This window comes from Nonomuraea sp. NPDC050540, from assembly GCF_044457485.1.
In the GTDB taxonomy this organism is placed as follows: domain Bacteria; phylum Actinomycetota; class Actinomycetes; order Streptosporangiales; family Streptosporangiaceae; genus Nonomuraea.
This window is the reverse complement of record NZ_JBITHA010000003.1, coordinates 304,916-319,996: the sequence shown is the minus strand read 5'-3', so window position 1 is coordinate 319,996 and position 15,081 is coordinate 304,916. Positions and strand designations below refer to the sequence as shown.

The following is a 15,081-nucleotide window of genomic DNA, read 5'->3' as shown; positions in this document are numbered from 1 at the left end:
TCGGGGTGTGGAGGGCCGGGTCCTCGGGGGGCGGGCTCATCGGGCGCGAGCCCGTCAAGACGCTCGGGCCGCCGCCGGCCGGGCGCCCGTCGTCCGCGCGAGGGCCGCGTGAGACGTGGGCGCCCGGCCAGGCGGGTCCCGAGTCGCGGCCGTCCGGGTGGGGGTCGCCCGGACGGCCGCTCAACGTGTCACGCGATCGCGGCCCACCCACCCGGCGCGTCGAACTCGCCGGCCTTCACGGCCCCGGTGAACTCCTCCCATTCCTTGCCGTCGAACAGCAGCACCGGCCCGTGCGGGTCCTTGGAGTCGCGCACGGCCACGACCTGCACCATGGCCACCTCCACGCAGGTGCCGCCCTCGCACGCGCTGCGGAACTCTGCCTGCGTCTCCAGCTTGATCTTGCTCATGTCGCGCCCTTCCTGGTGTCGAGTGTTTCTTCCTGACTCCAGAGTCCAAGGCTTCACTGGCAATCATCTGGTCCGTGACCTGGGAGTACTCCGAAATTCTCCTGGGCAGCGCCCAGCCGTTTCTCCGGGTGTCCGGAGACTTTCGAAGGAGGTAGACGAGGGAAATGACAGCGGAAATAGCGGTCCGCGAGGGCCCGTCGCCGGTGCTGAGCCTGCTCGGCCCGGTGGAGGTCCTGCGGGGAGACTCGCGCTTCTCCCTGGGCGGCCCGCAGGTCAAGCGCATGATCGTGGCGCTCGTGGAAGCCGGGGGCAAACCCCTCTCCCACGACAGATTGAAGGAGTGGGTCTGGCAGGGCCGGCCCGCCGACGGTTACCCGGCCGACGCCCTGCACGGCCTGGCCAGCGCCGTACGCAAGGCGTTCAAGGACGCGGGGGTCACGGCGTCCCTCGGCAAGGAGGGCCTGTCCTACCGGCTGCGGATCGCCGATGAGCACGTGGACGTCCGTCTGTTCCGCGCGGAGGTACGGCAGGCCGTCCACCTCCTGGCCGCAGGCAGGGACACGCCCGCGGTCCGGCTGCTCAACCAGGCGCTGGCCCGATCGAGGGGCGAGCCGCTCACCGGCCTGGACGGCCGCCTGATGGGCCGGTACCGCGAGGCGCTGAGCGCGGAGGTCACGCAGGCGCGGCTGGTCCTGGCCGCCGCCCGCATCAAGGGCGGGGAGCACGCCGAGCAGATCGCCCCGCTCAAGGCGGTGGTGGAGCAGGACCGGAACAACGTGGCCGCGGCCTGGCTGCTCATGCACGCCTACTTCCGCGACCACCGCTGGGAACTGGCCCATCGGGTGCTGCAGGGCGTCCCGACCGCGCCCGAGTTTCTGCGCGACCTGGAACGCAGGATGCTGAAGTCGGACCCGGACCTGTACCGGCCCGAGGCGATCGACCTCCCCGGCGCGCCCGCGCCGCCCGTCACCGTGACCCGCGCCGACACCCCGGAACCCGAGGAGCCACAGCAAGAGGAGAATCCACCGGCGAAGCGAGAAACCCCTGGTCAGCGGGACACCGTCACCAACACCAGTTACGGCGACGGCGCCATCCACTCCTACCATGCCGACACCATCAACCTCGGGAACCGGCCATGACCGAGCTCGTGCCGTACGGCGGGCCGTACCGGAAGGAAGAGCCGCAGCCCGGCCCCGCGCAGGACCAGAACGACCCCACGCCACGCAAGGCACCCGAACCCAGCGCGGAGGAGGAGCAGCGCCAGGCCGACACCGAGCGCGGACGGCGGGCCGACGGGCTGCGCTACCTGTTCGGCCCGGCCTGGTACGCCGGCCCCGGCGGCGCGGGCCGTGACCGGACGACGTCGTGGGCCGCCCGCGACGTGCACAGTTACCACGCCGACACGGTCAACATGCACACCGTCTACCAGGTCGCCCAGGACTTCGTCACGCCTCCCAGGTTCGGCGGGCTGACGCGGGACGACCTGGATCTGCGCCACCGGCTCCACGTCGGCACCGGCTCCGACGAGTGGCTGCGCGCGAGCGTGGCGCGGCATCGGGCGGTCGTGCTGTGCGGGGAGGCCTCGACGGGGCGGCGCGACAGCGCGCTGCGGGTGTTGTCGGCGATCGTCCCGGTGCCGCGGGCGCACGAGTTCCCGGTGGAGATCGCCGAGGTGGGCACGATCGAGGCGTTGTTCCCCGAGCCGCCGGGCGATCCGGCGCCGGGCAGGTGGGCGGGCTGGCGGGTGGAGCCGGAGCGAGCCTATGTGCTCGACGCGTCCGGGCTGAGCGGGCGGGTCAACCGCGCCCATCTGGACGCGCTGAAGCGGGCGGCGGGCGGGTGGTCGTGGGTGATCGTGCTGGCCGCCGAGCCCGCCCTGGCCGAAGATCTCCACGGGGCGGCGGAGGTGGTCGGGCACGAGTGTCCCGACCTGATGAGCGTGCTGGAGAACCACCTGTGGGGGCGGCTGGAGGACGCGGCCGCCGAGGTCATGGAGAACGCGCGCCGCCTGCTGAGCTCCGACGCCCTCCTGCTGGAGGTGGGCACGCTGCGCTTTCCGGCGGAGGCGGTACGCCTGTCCGGCGACCTGGCCATCCAGCTCCTGGCGGGCACGTCGGCCAGGGACGTGCTGACCCGGCTGCCGGGGCGGCGCAGGGAACGGCTGCGCGAGTGCTTCCACGACGTCGATCCCCGGCATCTGGCGCTGCCGCTGGTGGCCGCCGCCGCGTTCCAGGGGCAGCCGGTCGGGAAGGTCGTGCGCGCGGCGGACCGGCTGCGGGAGAGCATGCCCGGCCAGGAGATCCCGCCGGACCCGTTCCTGCGCTGCCTGCCGGACAACCTGGACGTCTTCGTCAGCGGCTTCAAGGGCATGGACGAGGAGGCCGCCCGGCGTGGCCGCGACCCGCGGGTGATCCTGCTGCCCGAATCGCTCGGCCGGGACGTGCTGACCGTGGCCTGGCGCGACCTGCCGGGCCTGCGGGCCACGATCCTCGGCTGGCTGCGGGCGCAGGCCGAGCAGGAGGACCCGGCCATTCGCGTCCAGGCCGCGCAGGCCGTCGGGATGTTCGCCGTACTCGACTTCGAGCACGTCGCCGGCTCCACCCTGCTCCCCTGGCGCGACTCGCCCAGCCCGCTGCACCACCGCGCCTTCAGCCTGGCGCTGGAGGCCGCCGCCGGCGCCGACGAGCGCACCGCCGAGCGGGTCCGCCGCCTGCTGAATCCGGGCGGTTCGCGGCCGGCGCGCGGCGCCCTCATCGACGCGTACGGCACGCGGATCGGCGCCCTGTTCCCCGGCGACGCGCTGCGGGCGATCGACGGCTTCCTGCGCGAAGCCGCCACGAACGCCGATCCCGAGGACGGCGCCCAGGTGGCGGCCGAGGTCGGGCTGTCCAGGATCGCCCGCGTGGTCACGGAGATCTTCGCGGGCGGCGCGGCCCACCAGGTCCTGAACCAGCTGCGCGGATGGTCGGGCGGGCCGCGGCACGGCAGGGAGCCGGTGGTGGCGTTCGTCCGGCGCAAGGTGGCGGTGCGCGCGATGGTCCGCGTGGCCAGGTTGCCCGCGCCCGGCACGGCCGTACCCCGTCCGCCCGCGCTGTTGCGCATGCTGGCCGGCGGCGAGGTCTCCGCGGCCAGGCTGCGCCCGCTGTGGCAGCTCAGCCTCGCCGACCGGGACATGGGCGACAGCGCGTGGCAGGTTCTGCGCCGCTGGGTCGAGGCGGCCGACGGCGACGAGGCCCTGATCGAGCCGGTACGCGCCCTCGTGGTCCCGCTCGCCACCCGCAGCCGCCTGGAGCGCAAGCGGTTCTACCACCAGATCGAGCAGTGGAAGCGGCGCCGTGGGGGCGCCGCGTTCCAGGCATTCCCCTATATCTGACACCTGAGGACGTCATATGACGGCAACCACGGCAACACCCCGGCCTTCGCGGCCGGGTCTGGGCCGGCGCATGCTGAGCTGGTTCCGGCGGCTCACCCCCGAGGTCCCGCCGGTGAACGTGATCGGCGGCTTCACCTTCACCTCCCCCGCCCGCGACGACGCCTTCTCCTTCACCGTGACCGTGCGGTGCTGCTGGTGCGCGCGCGGCGGGCCCGACCGCGGCAAGATGGAGGCCTTCGTCGGCGAGCGGCGGCGCCTGGACGAGCAGGCCATCCGCCGGATGGTACGCGCGGCGGTGCGGGAGTTCCCGCCCTACGCGGCCAAGGACGCCGAGGACGCGGCCAACAAGACACTCACCGACGACGGACCGGTGCTGCTCGGCACCACCACGCGCGAGGACATGAGCGCGACCTGCACCGCCTGGGTCGAGATCGACGTGGCCGAGCCGGTGCGCGCCTACCAGGAGAAGGAGTGGCGGGCGAGCCTGTCCTGGGCGGCGCACGCCCACGACTCCACGCAGGCCATCGGCACCCTGACCAAGCTGCGCGACGAGTGGCTGGTGTTCCTGGGCGCCGATCCGGGCAAGCTCACGCACGATTGGCGGCTGCCGTTCGCGATCCGGCTGGCAGAGCACGGACGGCAGGTGACCGAGACGGTGGCCAGCATGCACTGGCGGCGCAGGCGCGACGTCACGTTCGCCGCGGGCTTCTACCAGGACGTCATCAAGCAGCTGCGCGGCGCGGGGCACTACGACTTCGCGGTGAGCGTGGAGGACCTGCTGCGCAAGATGGTCAAGGCCTACGACCTGCCGAGGTACGACCTGGTGGGCGAGATGCTGCAGAACGAGCTGCTGCCCTACAACGAGAACGACCCGATGCTTCACGTGTTCGGCATGGGCCAGGACACGGAGGGTCCCGAGCCCGAGATGTTCGGCACCTCTCCGGGCGAGGACGCGGAGCCGGACTGGCGGACCTGGCACGGGGAGCGGCTCCAGGAGCCGGTGGCCGTGCCCGATCCGGACGACGAGGAGCCCGAGGAGCCCGCCGCCGAGCTTCCGCAGGAGCCCGACGGGCAGGCCGGCGCCCAGATTCCGCAGCCGCGCACGGCCGACGAGGGCGAGTGAGCCGATGAGGACGCCCAAACGCGTCGCCGGCCTGCTGGCGGTGATCTGTCTCACCGGCTGCGTGCGCACGGAGCTGCAGCCGCGGGCCGGCGCCGGCGATCCGTGCGCGGTGATGTCGCGACCCGGCGCCAGGCCCGTGTCCACGAACGTCGTCCTGGTCGACCGCTCCGGCTCCACGCTGGCGAAGGGTCAGGGCGCGTTCGTGCCCGTCTGGGCGAAGCGCCTGGGCGGGGTGCTGCCCGTCGGGGACGGCGAGCAGTACCTGATCGCGCCGTTCGCCGGCGGCGACTACCTGTCCTTTCCCGACGAGCCCCTGGTCGCGCCGCCGATCAGGGGGACGGGCAAGAAGCAGGCGCCGCTCAAGGACGCGGTCCGCGAGTGCCTCCGGCTGCGGGTCGGGGGCGCGGCGCTGAAGCCCGGGATACCCAAGGGCACCGACATCCTGGGCGCCCTGAACGCGGCGGGCCGGCAGCTCACCGGGCTGCCGCCGGGCTCGGCCAAGCACATCTTCGTGGCCACCGACGGCTACGCCAGCACCGGCTGCGCCGAGATCAAAATGGGCCGGCGGCTCAGCGACCGCGACATCGCCCGCATCGCCGACGGCTGCGCCGGTGAGCTGCCGACCAGCGTGAGCGGCATCCCGATCACGATGGTCGGCATCGGCACCGCCTCCAGCAAGATGCGCCCGGTGCCGCCCGACGCGGTCACCTCCCTGGCCAGGCTCTGGCACACGTTGTGCCGCCGGATGACCACGACGTGCGTCGTGCTGAGCGGCGCACCGACCGACGACGCGTCCGCCACCGCGGGTTAGCGGATCGCGAGAGGAACACGAATGGTCCTGACCGAAGAACATCCCCGCGCCGCGGCCTCCCGCGGCCGGCCCCGCAGGGAGGCGCCCGCCTACTGCGCCGACGGGTGCCGTTGCGCGCTCTGGGAGAGCCTGGGCGAGGCGGAGCCGGGTGCGGAGGAGCCGGCCGTACAGAAGGAGCATCATCCCGATCCCGCGGTGCTCAGCTACGCCGAGACCTGCGCGCTGCTCGGCGGGGCGCAGACGGGCCTGCGGCGGCTGCTGGAGTCGGCGGAGACGATGCGCGCCCGCAGGCAGGCGCTCATCCGCGCGCACCACGACGCCGACGCGGCGGTCAACGCCTACGAGCGGTTCGTGGCCGAGGGGCGGCACGCGCGCCAGGTGGGGCGGGCCTGCCGGGACGAGCGCGCGCTCGCCGACCGCGACCGGCCCGCGCCGCCGACCTGGCTGCGGATCTTCCGCTGGCCGGCGGTCCTGCTGATCGGCGCGTTCGACGTGTGGTTCTTCCAGCAGTACTTTCTCGACGTCGGCTACACCGGCGCCGACGAGGACCCCGGCCTGATCCAGAACCTGATCGCCCTGGTTCCCGGCATCGCGGTGGTCTTCATGGTGCTGCTCAGTGCCACCCTCGTCAGCGGCCTGATCCGGCGGCGGCCGGCCGGCGGCCGGGTGTCGCGGTTCCTGAGCGGGCTGGTGCCGGTGGTCTACCTCGCCCTGGTGCTGGGGCTCGTCGGATACTTCGCGTATCTGCGGGCCTTTGACTCCTTCGCGGCCGAGACTCAGAGGCAGATCGCCGTGGACGACCAGGTGATCCTCATCGCGGCGCTGATCGGGCTGCTCACGCTCACCTCGATCCTGATGAAGATCAAGGGCGACGATCCGGAGGCGGACGCCGTGCTCGTCGCGCGACTGCGGCGCCGGCGCAGCGAGAAGCGGTGCGCCAAGGTCCAGGCTTCCGCCAAGGCGTCGCTGGCCAGGCACGTCGAGGCGTACTCGGACCTGCGGGCGGCCCGCGACGAGGGCCTCAGCCGCTTCCGCGAGGCGATGCTGGAGGCCTACCGGCGCGGCATCCTGGAGCCGAGGGCGCAGCAGCGGCCCGGCACCGAGGTACCGCCCGCGCTGACCCTGCCGCCCACCCTGCAGGCCCCGGCGGTGAACGGCGCCGGCCCGGCCAGGGGGGCGGCGGCCCGCGAGTACGCCCGTCTGCTGGACGACTCCCTGGTGGACGGCGCCGGCCCGCTGCTGCCGGAGTTCGAGGACATCCGGCAGCCCCGGCCCTCGCTGGGACCGCTGCCGGAGATCTGCCGGGTGCTGGCCCGGCTGGACCCGGTGCCGCTGCAGGAGCGCTGGCAGCGGGTGGAGAGGCGGCTCACCGACGACATCGCCCGGCTGTCGTGACGGCGGACTGGGCCAGGCTGCTCGACTCGGCCGCCGCGCTGGTGAGCGCGCTGGCCTGGCCGCTGGCGCTCGTGCTGTCGGTGCGGCTGGTGATCAGGAGGCAGCGGGCGGCGTTCGAGCGGCTGGTCGACCGGGTCAAGGCGGTGTCGTACCCGGGCGGGCAGATCGACCTGGCGGTGATCGAGGCCAGCCAGGAGGCGCAGGTCGAGGAGCTGGCCGAGCGGCTGACCAGGGCCAAGGCCGACGACGCCGAGCGGCTGCGGGCGGCCCGGCTGATCGTCGGGCGGGCGGTGGAGCTCGGCAGGCTGCGCGAGGCCACCTGGTGGGGCGCCAAGTACCGGGGGTGATCACCGGCAGCCGTCCTGGCTGCCGGTGATGCCGGGTCGATACACACCTGAGCGCCGCCCAACACACGCGTACGGCGGGCCGGATGCGTCCACCACCCACTGTGGGCTGTATGCGACTTTTCCTGCTGTTCCTCCTGCTGGCAGGCGCGGTGTCCGGCTGCGCCGCCGTATCGGCGACCCCCAAGTCCGGCGTGCCGCTGCCCTGGCCGGATGAGGGGCAGGCCGCGGTCGAGGTCGAGGGCATGGGCAGCCTGGGCACCAGCGGTGACGGCGAACCCGTCCCGATCGCCAGCGTGGCGAAGGTGATGACCGCCTACGTGGTCCTGCGCGGCCACCGCCTGCGCCCCGGCGAGCGGGGCCCGCTGATCGAGGTGGACCGGACGGCCGCCGACGAGTCGCACTCCCGCGAGGAGTCGACCGCCCCGGTCAGGGAGGGCCAGCAGGTACGGCTGCGCCACCTGCTGGAGCTCATGATGGTCCCCTCCGGCAACAACGTGGCCCGCCTCCTGGCCCGGTGGGACGCCGGATCGCAGGAGCGTTTCACCGCGAAGATGAACGCCGCCGCCCGCCGCCTCGGCATGCGCGACACCACGTACACCGGGGCGAGCGGCAACGAGGACAGCACGGTCAGCACCGCCACCGATCAGCTGAAGCTGGCCAGGGCGGCCATGGCCGACCCGGTCTTCCGCGAGGTGGTGGCGCTGGCCAGGACGTCCGTCCCCGGCGGCGGGCAGAGCCTGCCCAACACCAACACCCTGCTGGACGAGCACGGCGTCATCGGCATCAAGACCGGCTCGGGCACGGCCGCGGGCGGCAACCTGATGTGGGCCTCCCGGGTGCGGGGCCGCCTGGTGCTCGGTGTGATCCTCGCCCAGAAGCCCGGCACCACCCCGGCCGCGGCCAAGGCGGCGGCGCTCCTGGCGGGGGCGAAGATGACCGGCGCGGTCGAGCGGTGGCTGCTCAGGCCAGAAGCTCTCGTGCCGGAGCCCGCCGCCACCACGCCTCGACGCGCTCCGGCGTCCGGCCCCGCTCGCTGACGAGCGTGATGGAGACGTCGACGCTGCACAGCGCCGCGTGGACGTCGACCGCGGTGGCCACGTCCACCCCCGGCCCGAGGGCGCCCTCCGGCCAAGAGGAGAAGACGCGCACCCGGGTCTCGGGCGCCTGCGCGGTACGGCGCAGCGAGTCGTCTCGGCGCGCCAGGTCATGATCTCTCCATTTGACTTAACGCTACTTCTAATGAATATAGTGCAGGTCATCCACCTGGAGAGGCAAGCACATGAAGCTCGTGATCTTCGGCGCCAACGGCCCCACGGGCCGGCTCACCACGGCCCGGGCGCTCGGCGACGGGCATGTCGTCACCGCGGTGACCCGTCATCCGGAGGAGTTCCCGATCACCCATCCGGGCCTCGACGTCGTCCGGGCCGACGCCCTCGACCCCGCTGCCGTCAGCCGCGTGGTGCAGGGGCACGACGCGGTGATCTCCTCGCTCGGCGTGCCGTACAAGTCGCCGGCCGTCACCACGGGCTCGCAGTCGGCCCGGCACATCACCGCGGCCATGGCCGAGCACGGCGTACGCCGCCTGGTCTGCACGACCTCGACCGGCGTGCCGATGAAGCCCCCGCCCGGCGAGACCCTCGTGTACCGGAAGGTGGTCGTGCCCCTGTTGCTGCGGATGGGCCGCCCGCTCTACGAGGACGCCGCGCTCATGGAGCGGATCGTCTCCGGCACGGACCTCAACTGGACCATCGTGCGCCCGTCCGGGCTGTTCGACGGCGCGGCGGTCACCCGCTACACCGTCGGCGCGCCCCAGATGATCGGCCGGTTCACCGCACGCCGGGACCTGGCCGACGCGCTCGTCAGGGAGGCCGTGGAGCATCGCCACGTCCGCTCCGTCGTGGAGGTCATCACCACCGAGGGCACCCCGAGCATCTACCGCGTCTTCCTCAAGGAGGCACTGCGCATCGGTTAATTTCAGAAGCGACTAAAACAACTGAAACACGATAGAGTGCCCCCATGACCTCTCCGCACGGCCCCGACCGCGAGCAGGCACTCGAGTGGGTCGAGCGCGTGGCCACGTTCGTCTCGGAGGAATGGGGGCTGGCGCCGATCACCGGCCGCGTCCTGGGCTGGCTCATGGCCTGCGACCCGCCCGAGCAGACCGCCGGCGAGATCGCCGAGGCCATCGGCGCCAGCCGCGCCTCGCTCACCACGAACATGCAACTGCTCACCTCGATCCGGCTGGTACGCCGCTTCCGCAAGCCGGGCGAGCGGACCGTCTACTACCAGATCGAGGACGACGCCTGGTCCAAGGTCCTCCAGCAGAAGCTGGCCGCCTTCTCCGCCTTCGGCGACCTGGCCGAGGAGGGGCTGAAGCTCGGCTGGAAGGACGAGGCGGGCAGCGCGCGCATCCGCTCGGCCCGCGCCTCCATCGCCGCGCTGACCGCCATCCTCAGCCAGGCCACCGCCATCGAGGACCCGGACCGCAAGCGATAGCGCCGGCCAGCTTCGCGACTGCACGCCAGGTAGTAGACGTGTGCCGCCACCAGGTCCTTCAGCGTCGCCGTCGTGAGGAGCGGGTCGCGGTGCCGCCGTGCAGTCATTTGATCACTTGCTGCCAGACCTGTTTGGGAGCGCTCCCGAAATCGCTTCTTCTCGCGGACCGGAAGCGGTCTTGACGACGACCCGCCGGAGGCTATCTTCGCTTTTAGGAAACTTTCTTAACAGAAAGCGAGGATTCGCCGGTGAGATCCAGGAAGCGGGCAGTCGCCCTCACGTGCTCCACGTTGCTCGCGACCGCCGCGTTCATGAGTTTCTCCCCCAGCGCCCATGCGATCCCCGAGAACTGCACCAGCAGCCACCAGCCCGCCGCCAACACCGTCTCCAGCCACTGCGCCGGTGGCACCGGTGAGCACCAGGTGGCCGTGACGCTCATCCACGTCAACCCCATGGTCGGCTACGTCGCCACCACCGGCCCGTGGGTCGCCGCCGGCCAGACCTCCGTCGCCACCCTTCCGCCCGGCACGATCGTCTCCCTGCGCGTGAACAGGCGCTGACCACCCCCCACGCGGCGGGCTCCCGCACGAGCCCGCCGCAACCCCGCTCGCCCTCAGCGGCTGCCCTTCCGTTCGACGACCAGGATGCGGGCCTCGGGAACCGGATGGGCCACGTGCTCGTCACCGGGCTCGGCGTAGCAGACGCGGCCCGGGGTGAGCCGCTCGACGAACTCCTGGCCGTCGCGCCGGTAGCGCATGTCCACGGCGCCGTCCAGGACGACGAAGACCTCGGGACCGTCGTTGACGTGCCACACGTACGGCGTGTCCGTCCAGTGCAGGCGCACGGTGGCCCGGTCGATCTCGGCGATGTCCAGAGCGCCCCAGGGGCGGCTCGCGGTGTAGGACGGGGCGTCGATGAATCGCATGCCCCGATCCTGTCGGGGCCCGGCGCCGGCTGACGAGTGACAGGAATGCCGATATCCGTAAGAATCCTGCCATGCATCGGGTGGTGGCGCTGGCGCTGCCGTCGGTGGTGGCCTTCGACCTGGCCATCCCGGCGGAGGTCTTCGGCGGCGAGGAGTACTCCTTCGCCGTCTGCGCGCGGGCGCCCGGCCCGGTGCCGGCCACGACGGGGTTCGAGATCGCCGTCGCGCACGGCCTCGACGCGCTGCTTGAGGCCGACACGGTCGTGGTCCCCGGGTACGCGCCGCTGGACGAGCCCGCGGAACCCGTCCTGGAGGCGCTGCGCACGGCGGCCGCACGTGGCGCGCGCATGGTCTCGGTGTGCACCGGGGCGTTCGCCCTCGCCGCCGCCGGGCTCCTCGACGGGCTCCCCGCCACCACCCACTGGATGGACGCGCCCGCGCTCGCCGCACGCTATCCGGCCGTCGAGGTGAACCCGGGCAAGCTGTACGCCGGCGCCGGCAACGTGCTGACCAGTGCCGGGTTCGCCGCCGGCATCGACATGTGCCTGCACCTCGTGCGTACCGACCACGGGGCGGAGGCGGCGGTGCGGGTGGCGCGGCGGCTGGTGGTGGCGCCGCACCGCGAAGGCGGGCAGGCCCAGTATCTGGAGCAGCCGATCCCCGCCGCCGGCGGCGGGATGGCGCAGGTGTGCGCCTGGGCCCTGGAACGGCTGGCCGACCCGCTCACCGTCGCCGACCTGGCCGGGCGGGCCAATCTCGCGCCGCGTACCTTCGCCCGCCACTTCACCGCCCAGACCGGCGTCAGCCCGCACCGCTGGCTGGCCGCCCAGCGCGTACAGCTGGCCCGCCGCCTCCTGGAGCGCACGGACCTGCCCGTGGACGAGGTCGCGCGCCGCTGCGGCCTCGGCACGGCCGCCAACCTCCGCCTCCATCTGTCCCGTGACGCTGCCACGACCCCGACCGCCTACCGCCGCACGTTCCGCGGCCCCTGACCGCTCACCTCGTCCGGCGAAGAGCGCCTGGCCGCCCACGGCGTCCCGCGAAGAGCGCCGCACGGCCCCTGACCGCTCGCGGCGTCCCGCGAAGGACGCCGCCCTCACCGCACTCACGCCTTCTGAGAGGGTGGTGGGGTGCGGATCGAGCTACTGGGACGGGTGCGGGCGGTCGGCGACGACGGGTCACCGCTGGAGATACGCGGCGCCAGGCTGCGCGTCCTGCTGGCCAGGCTCGCCCTCGACCCGGGCCGGGTCGTCCCGGCGGACGCGCTGGTCGACGACCTCTGGGCCGCGGGCCTGCCGGCGGACGCCGCCAACGCCCTGCAGGCGCTGGTGTCGCGGCTGCGCAAGGCGCTGGGCGGCCCCGAGACGGTCGAGTCGGTCGCCGGCGGCTACCGCCTCGCGGCGCGGGCCGAGGACGTGGACGCGCACCGCTTCGAGGACCTGCTCGCCCGCGGCAGGAAGGAACTGGCGGCCGACCGGCCGCAGGCCGCGTCCACCCTGCTCACCGAGGCCCTCGGGCTGTGGCGCGGACCGGCGCTGGAGGATCTGGACGGCGCCGCGTTCGCCGGGGCGTCCGCCGCCCGGCTGGAGGAGCTGCGGGCGGCGGCGGCCGAGGAACGGTTCGAGGCGGAGCTGCGGCTGGGCAGGCACGCCGAGGTCCTGGCCGACCTGGAGGCGGCCGGCGCCCGCCATCCGCTGCGCGAGCGGCTGGCCGTCCTGCGGATGCGGGCGCTGACCTCGGCGGGACGGCAGGCGGAGGCGCTGGCCGTGTACGAGAACGTCAGGGCGGCGCTGGCCGACCAGCTGGGCGTCGATCCCGGCCAGGAGCTGCGCGAGGCGCATCTGGCCGTGCTGCGCGGCTCCTACGACCGGCCCGCCGCCCGTGCGGAACCCCGGCTGCCGGCCCGCCTGACCAGCTTCGTCGGCCGCGACGAGGAACTGCGCACGGTGCTCACGCTCATGGAGGGCTCCCGGCTGGTCACCGTCGTGGGGCCCGGCGGCGCGGGCAAGACGCGGCTGGCGGTGGAGGCGGTGGTCCGGCACCGGGCCTACCGGGACGGGCGGCTGTGGTTCGTGCCGCTGGCGGGAGTGGAGACGGCCGACCGGCTGGCCGACGCGGTGCTCGGCGCGCTCAGGTCGGCCGACCTCCGGCCGCCGGAGGGGCGTCCGCTGCCTGCCGATCCGGCCGGGCAGGTGGCCGAGCTGCTCGCGGGCGGGGAGGCGGTGCTGGTGCTCGACAACTGCGAGCGGCTGGTCGACGGCGTCGCCGAACTGGTCTACGCGTTGCTGGGGCGGCTGCCGTACCTCATCGTGCTGGCCGTGAGCAGGGAGCCGCTGGCGATCACGGGCGAGGCGCTGTGCCCGCTCGGCCCGCTCGGGCGGGAGGCGGCGGCGCGGCTGTTCACCGACCGCGCGCTCAGCGTGCGGCCGGGCCTAGCGCCCGACCCGGAAGCGGTCGCGGACATCTGCCGGCGGCTGGACGGGCTGCCGCTGGCGCTCGAACTGGCGGCGGCCCGGCTGCGCTCGATGAGCGTCGAGCAGGTCGCGCGCCGGCTGGACGACCGGTTCCGGCTGCTCACCTCGGGTGACCGGGTCGCGCTGCCGCACCAGCGGACGCTGCACGCGGTGGTCCAGTGGAGCTGGGACCTGCTGAGCGAGCCGGAGCGGGCGCTGGCCAGGCGCTTCTCGGTGTTCCAGGGCGGCGTGGACGAGGGGGCGGTCTCGGCGGTCTGCGCCGAGCAGGACGGCCCCTACGTCCTGGACGCGCTGGTCGAGAAGTCGATCGTGGAGGCGGCCGGCGGCCGGTACCGGATGCTGGAGACGGTCAGGGCCTTCGCCGCCGACGAACTGGCGCGCAGCGGCGAGCAGGAGGCGGTCCGCGACCGGCTGATCGGCCACTTCACCCGGCTGGCCGAGGCGCACGAGCCGCTTCTGCACACGCGCGACCAGCTCGACGCGTTCGCGGTCTTCGACGCCGAGTACGACAACGTGGTGGTGGCGCTGCGCTCGGCGGTCGCGGCCGGGGACGCCGCCGCCGCGGCCCGGCTGACCGTTTCGCTGTTCTGGTACTGGAACGTCCGCTACGACGCCAGGGCCGAGAGCTTCATGGCCGAGGCGCTCCAGCTCGGCGAGGCGGTCCCCGAACGACCGCGGGCGGCCATCGCCGCGATGCACGAGCTGGCCAACGACCGCTCGTGGTTCCCCAGCGTCGAGCGGATCCGCACGCTGATCGGCGACTGCGTGCGGACCGGAGCCATCGAGGAGTATTGGGTGCTCGTGCCGGTCATCCTGGGCACCGCGTTCACCCAGGGCCTGGACGACCTGGCGGATCAGGAGCTGCGGCGCGCGCTGGAGCACCGCGAGCCCTGGGTGCGGGCGTGCGCGCACTGGGTCGAGGCCTTCGTCCTGGTCGAGCGGGGCGACTGGCGGGCCGGCACCCGGGCGCGGGCCAAGGCCCTGCGCGGGTTCGAGGAGCTGGGCGAACGCTACGGCATGGCCTGGACCCTGCTCGCCGCCGCCCAGGCGGCCTCCGTCGACGGCGACCACGGCACGGCGCTGGAGCACTACCGGCGCGGCGTGACCGTGGCCACCGAGCTCGGCGCGGGCGAGGAGATCTGGCACCGCACCTGGCTGGCCGCCGAGCTCGTGCGCGCCGGCGACGCCGCCTCCGCCTGGCGCGAGATCGAGGCGGTACGGCGCCGCGCGGAAGGCGGCGTGCGACGGCACTCCGAGATGGAGCTGCACCGCCGGATCGCCGACCTGCACCGCCGGGCCGGCGAGCTGGACGAGGCGGAACGCGCCCTCGACGCCATGGAGGCGCTCGCCCGCGAGCTGTCGGTCGAGGAGGAGGCGATCGCAGACCTGGCGGCGCCGGACCGGATGGCCATCCTGCTGGCGGCCGGGCAGGCCGGGCGGGCCCGCGCGTTGCTGCCTTCGGCGGTCAGCGGCACCGCCGCGCAGGGCGCCGCCGCGAGCGCCGCGGAACTGCTGGCCCGGCTGCTCCTGCTGGAGGGCGATCCGGCGGGCGCGGCCACCGCGCTGGGCCTGAGCGAGGCGGTCCGCGGGGCCTTCGACCGCGGCGAGCCCGAACTGGCCGCCCTGGCCGGGGACCTGCGGGCACGCCTCGGCGCCCCGGAGTACGAACGCGCGTACCGACGGGGCGCCGGGCTGTCGCGGCAGGAGGCGCTGTCGCGGCTGTGACCGCC

At 73.7% G+C, this 15,081-nt stretch carries 14 protein-coding genes; 12 read left to right on the top strand and 2 right to left on the bottom strand.

Annotated elements, in window-relative coordinates:
* Window positions 1-188: 188 nt before the first annotated feature.
* Window positions 189-407, bottom strand: a complete 219-nt coding sequence (locus ACIBI5_RS11790; RefSeq protein WP_397245821.1) for a DUF397 domain-containing protein — start codon at window positions 405-407, stop codon at window positions 189-191.
* A gap of 164 nt (window positions 408-571) precedes the next feature.
* Here ACIBI5_RS11790 and ACIBI5_RS11785 point away from each other — a divergent pair, with 164 nt between their 5' ends.
* From ACIBI5_RS11785 to ACIBI5_RS11740, 10 genes are all read left to right on the top strand, one after another.
* Complete coding sequence (locus ACIBI5_RS11785) at window positions 572-1,546, top strand: BTAD domain-containing putative transcriptional regulator (protein WP_397245819.1); 975 nt, start codon at window positions 572-574, stop codon at window positions 1,544-1,546.
* Complete coding sequence (locus tag ACIBI5_RS11780; protein ID WP_397245817.1) at window positions 1,543-3,780, top strand: hypothetical protein; 2,238 nt, start codon at window positions 1,543-1,545, stop codon at window positions 3,778-3,780. Before ACIBI5_RS11785 ends, ACIBI5_RS11780 begins: the two co-directional genes overlap by 4 nt.
* 16 nt (window positions 3,781-3,796) lie before the next feature.
* Entirely contained in the window at window positions 3,797-4,903 is a 1,107-nt protein-coding gene (locus ACIBI5_RS11775) for a hypothetical protein (RefSeq protein WP_397245815.1), read from the top strand.
* Window positions 4,904-4,907: 4 nt separating this feature from the next.
* Entirely contained in the window at window positions 4,908-5,714 is an 807-nt protein-coding gene (locus tag ACIBI5_RS11770; protein WP_397245814.1) for a hypothetical protein, read from the top strand.
* A 21-nt stretch (window positions 5,715-5,735) separates the two neighbouring features.
* Complete coding sequence (locus ACIBI5_RS11765; RefSeq protein ID WP_397245812.1) at window positions 5,736-7,109, top strand: hypothetical protein; 1,374 nt, start codon at window positions 5,736-5,738, stop codon at window positions 7,107-7,109.
* A complete protein-coding gene (locus ACIBI5_RS11760) occupies window positions 7,106-7,456 on the top strand; it encodes a hypothetical protein (RefSeq protein WP_397245810.1) in 351 nt (116 codons plus the stop codon). The genes ACIBI5_RS11765 and ACIBI5_RS11760 overlap by 4 nt, the downstream gene beginning before the upstream one ends.
* Before the next feature lie 110 nt (window positions 7,457-7,566).
* Window positions 7,567-8,493, top strand: coding sequence for a D-alanyl-D-alanine carboxypeptidase family protein (locus ACIBI5_RS11755; RefSeq protein ID WP_397245807.1), 927 nt, complete (start codon window positions 7,567-7,569; stop codon window positions 8,491-8,493).
* A 242-nt stretch (window positions 8,494-8,735) separates the two neighbouring features.
* Complete coding sequence (locus ACIBI5_RS11750) at window positions 8,736-9,428, top strand: NAD(P)-dependent oxidoreductase (RefSeq protein ID WP_397245804.1); 693 nt, start codon at window positions 8,736-8,738, stop codon at window positions 9,426-9,428.
* Between the two features lie 44 nt (window positions 9,429-9,472).
* Window positions 9,473-9,952, top strand: coding sequence for a GbsR/MarR family transcriptional regulator (locus ACIBI5_RS11745; RefSeq protein ID WP_397245802.1), 480 nt, complete (start codon window positions 9,473-9,475; stop codon window positions 9,950-9,952).
* Window positions 9,953-10,200: 248 nt separating this feature from the next.
* A complete protein-coding gene (locus ACIBI5_RS11740) occupies window positions 10,201-10,512 on the top strand; it encodes a hypothetical protein (RefSeq protein WP_397246809.1) in 312 nt (103 codons plus the stop codon).
* A 53-nt stretch (window positions 10,513-10,565) separates the two neighbouring features.
* On the opposite strand, the gene ACIBI5_RS11735 is transcribed toward ACIBI5_RS11740, so the two are convergent.
* Window positions 10,566-10,877, bottom strand: a complete 312-nt coding sequence (locus tag ACIBI5_RS11735; RefSeq protein WP_397245800.1) for a hypothetical protein — start codon at window positions 10,875-10,877, stop codon at window positions 10,566-10,568.
* Between the two features lie 71 nt (window positions 10,878-10,948).
* Here ACIBI5_RS11735 and ACIBI5_RS11730 point away from each other — a divergent pair, with 71 nt between their 5' ends.
* Window positions 10,949-11,869, top strand: a complete 921-nt coding sequence (locus ACIBI5_RS11730) for a helix-turn-helix domain-containing protein (protein WP_397245799.1) — start codon at window positions 10,949-10,951, stop codon at window positions 11,867-11,869.
* 138 nt (window positions 11,870-12,007) lie between these two features.
* Window positions 12,008-15,076 (top strand): BTAD domain-containing putative transcriptional regulator, encoded by a 3,069-nt coding sequence (locus tag ACIBI5_RS11725; RefSeq protein WP_397245797.1) that lies wholly within the window; start codon window positions 12,008-12,010, stop codon window positions 15,074-15,076.
* Window positions 15,077-15,081: the final 5 nt, after the last annotated feature.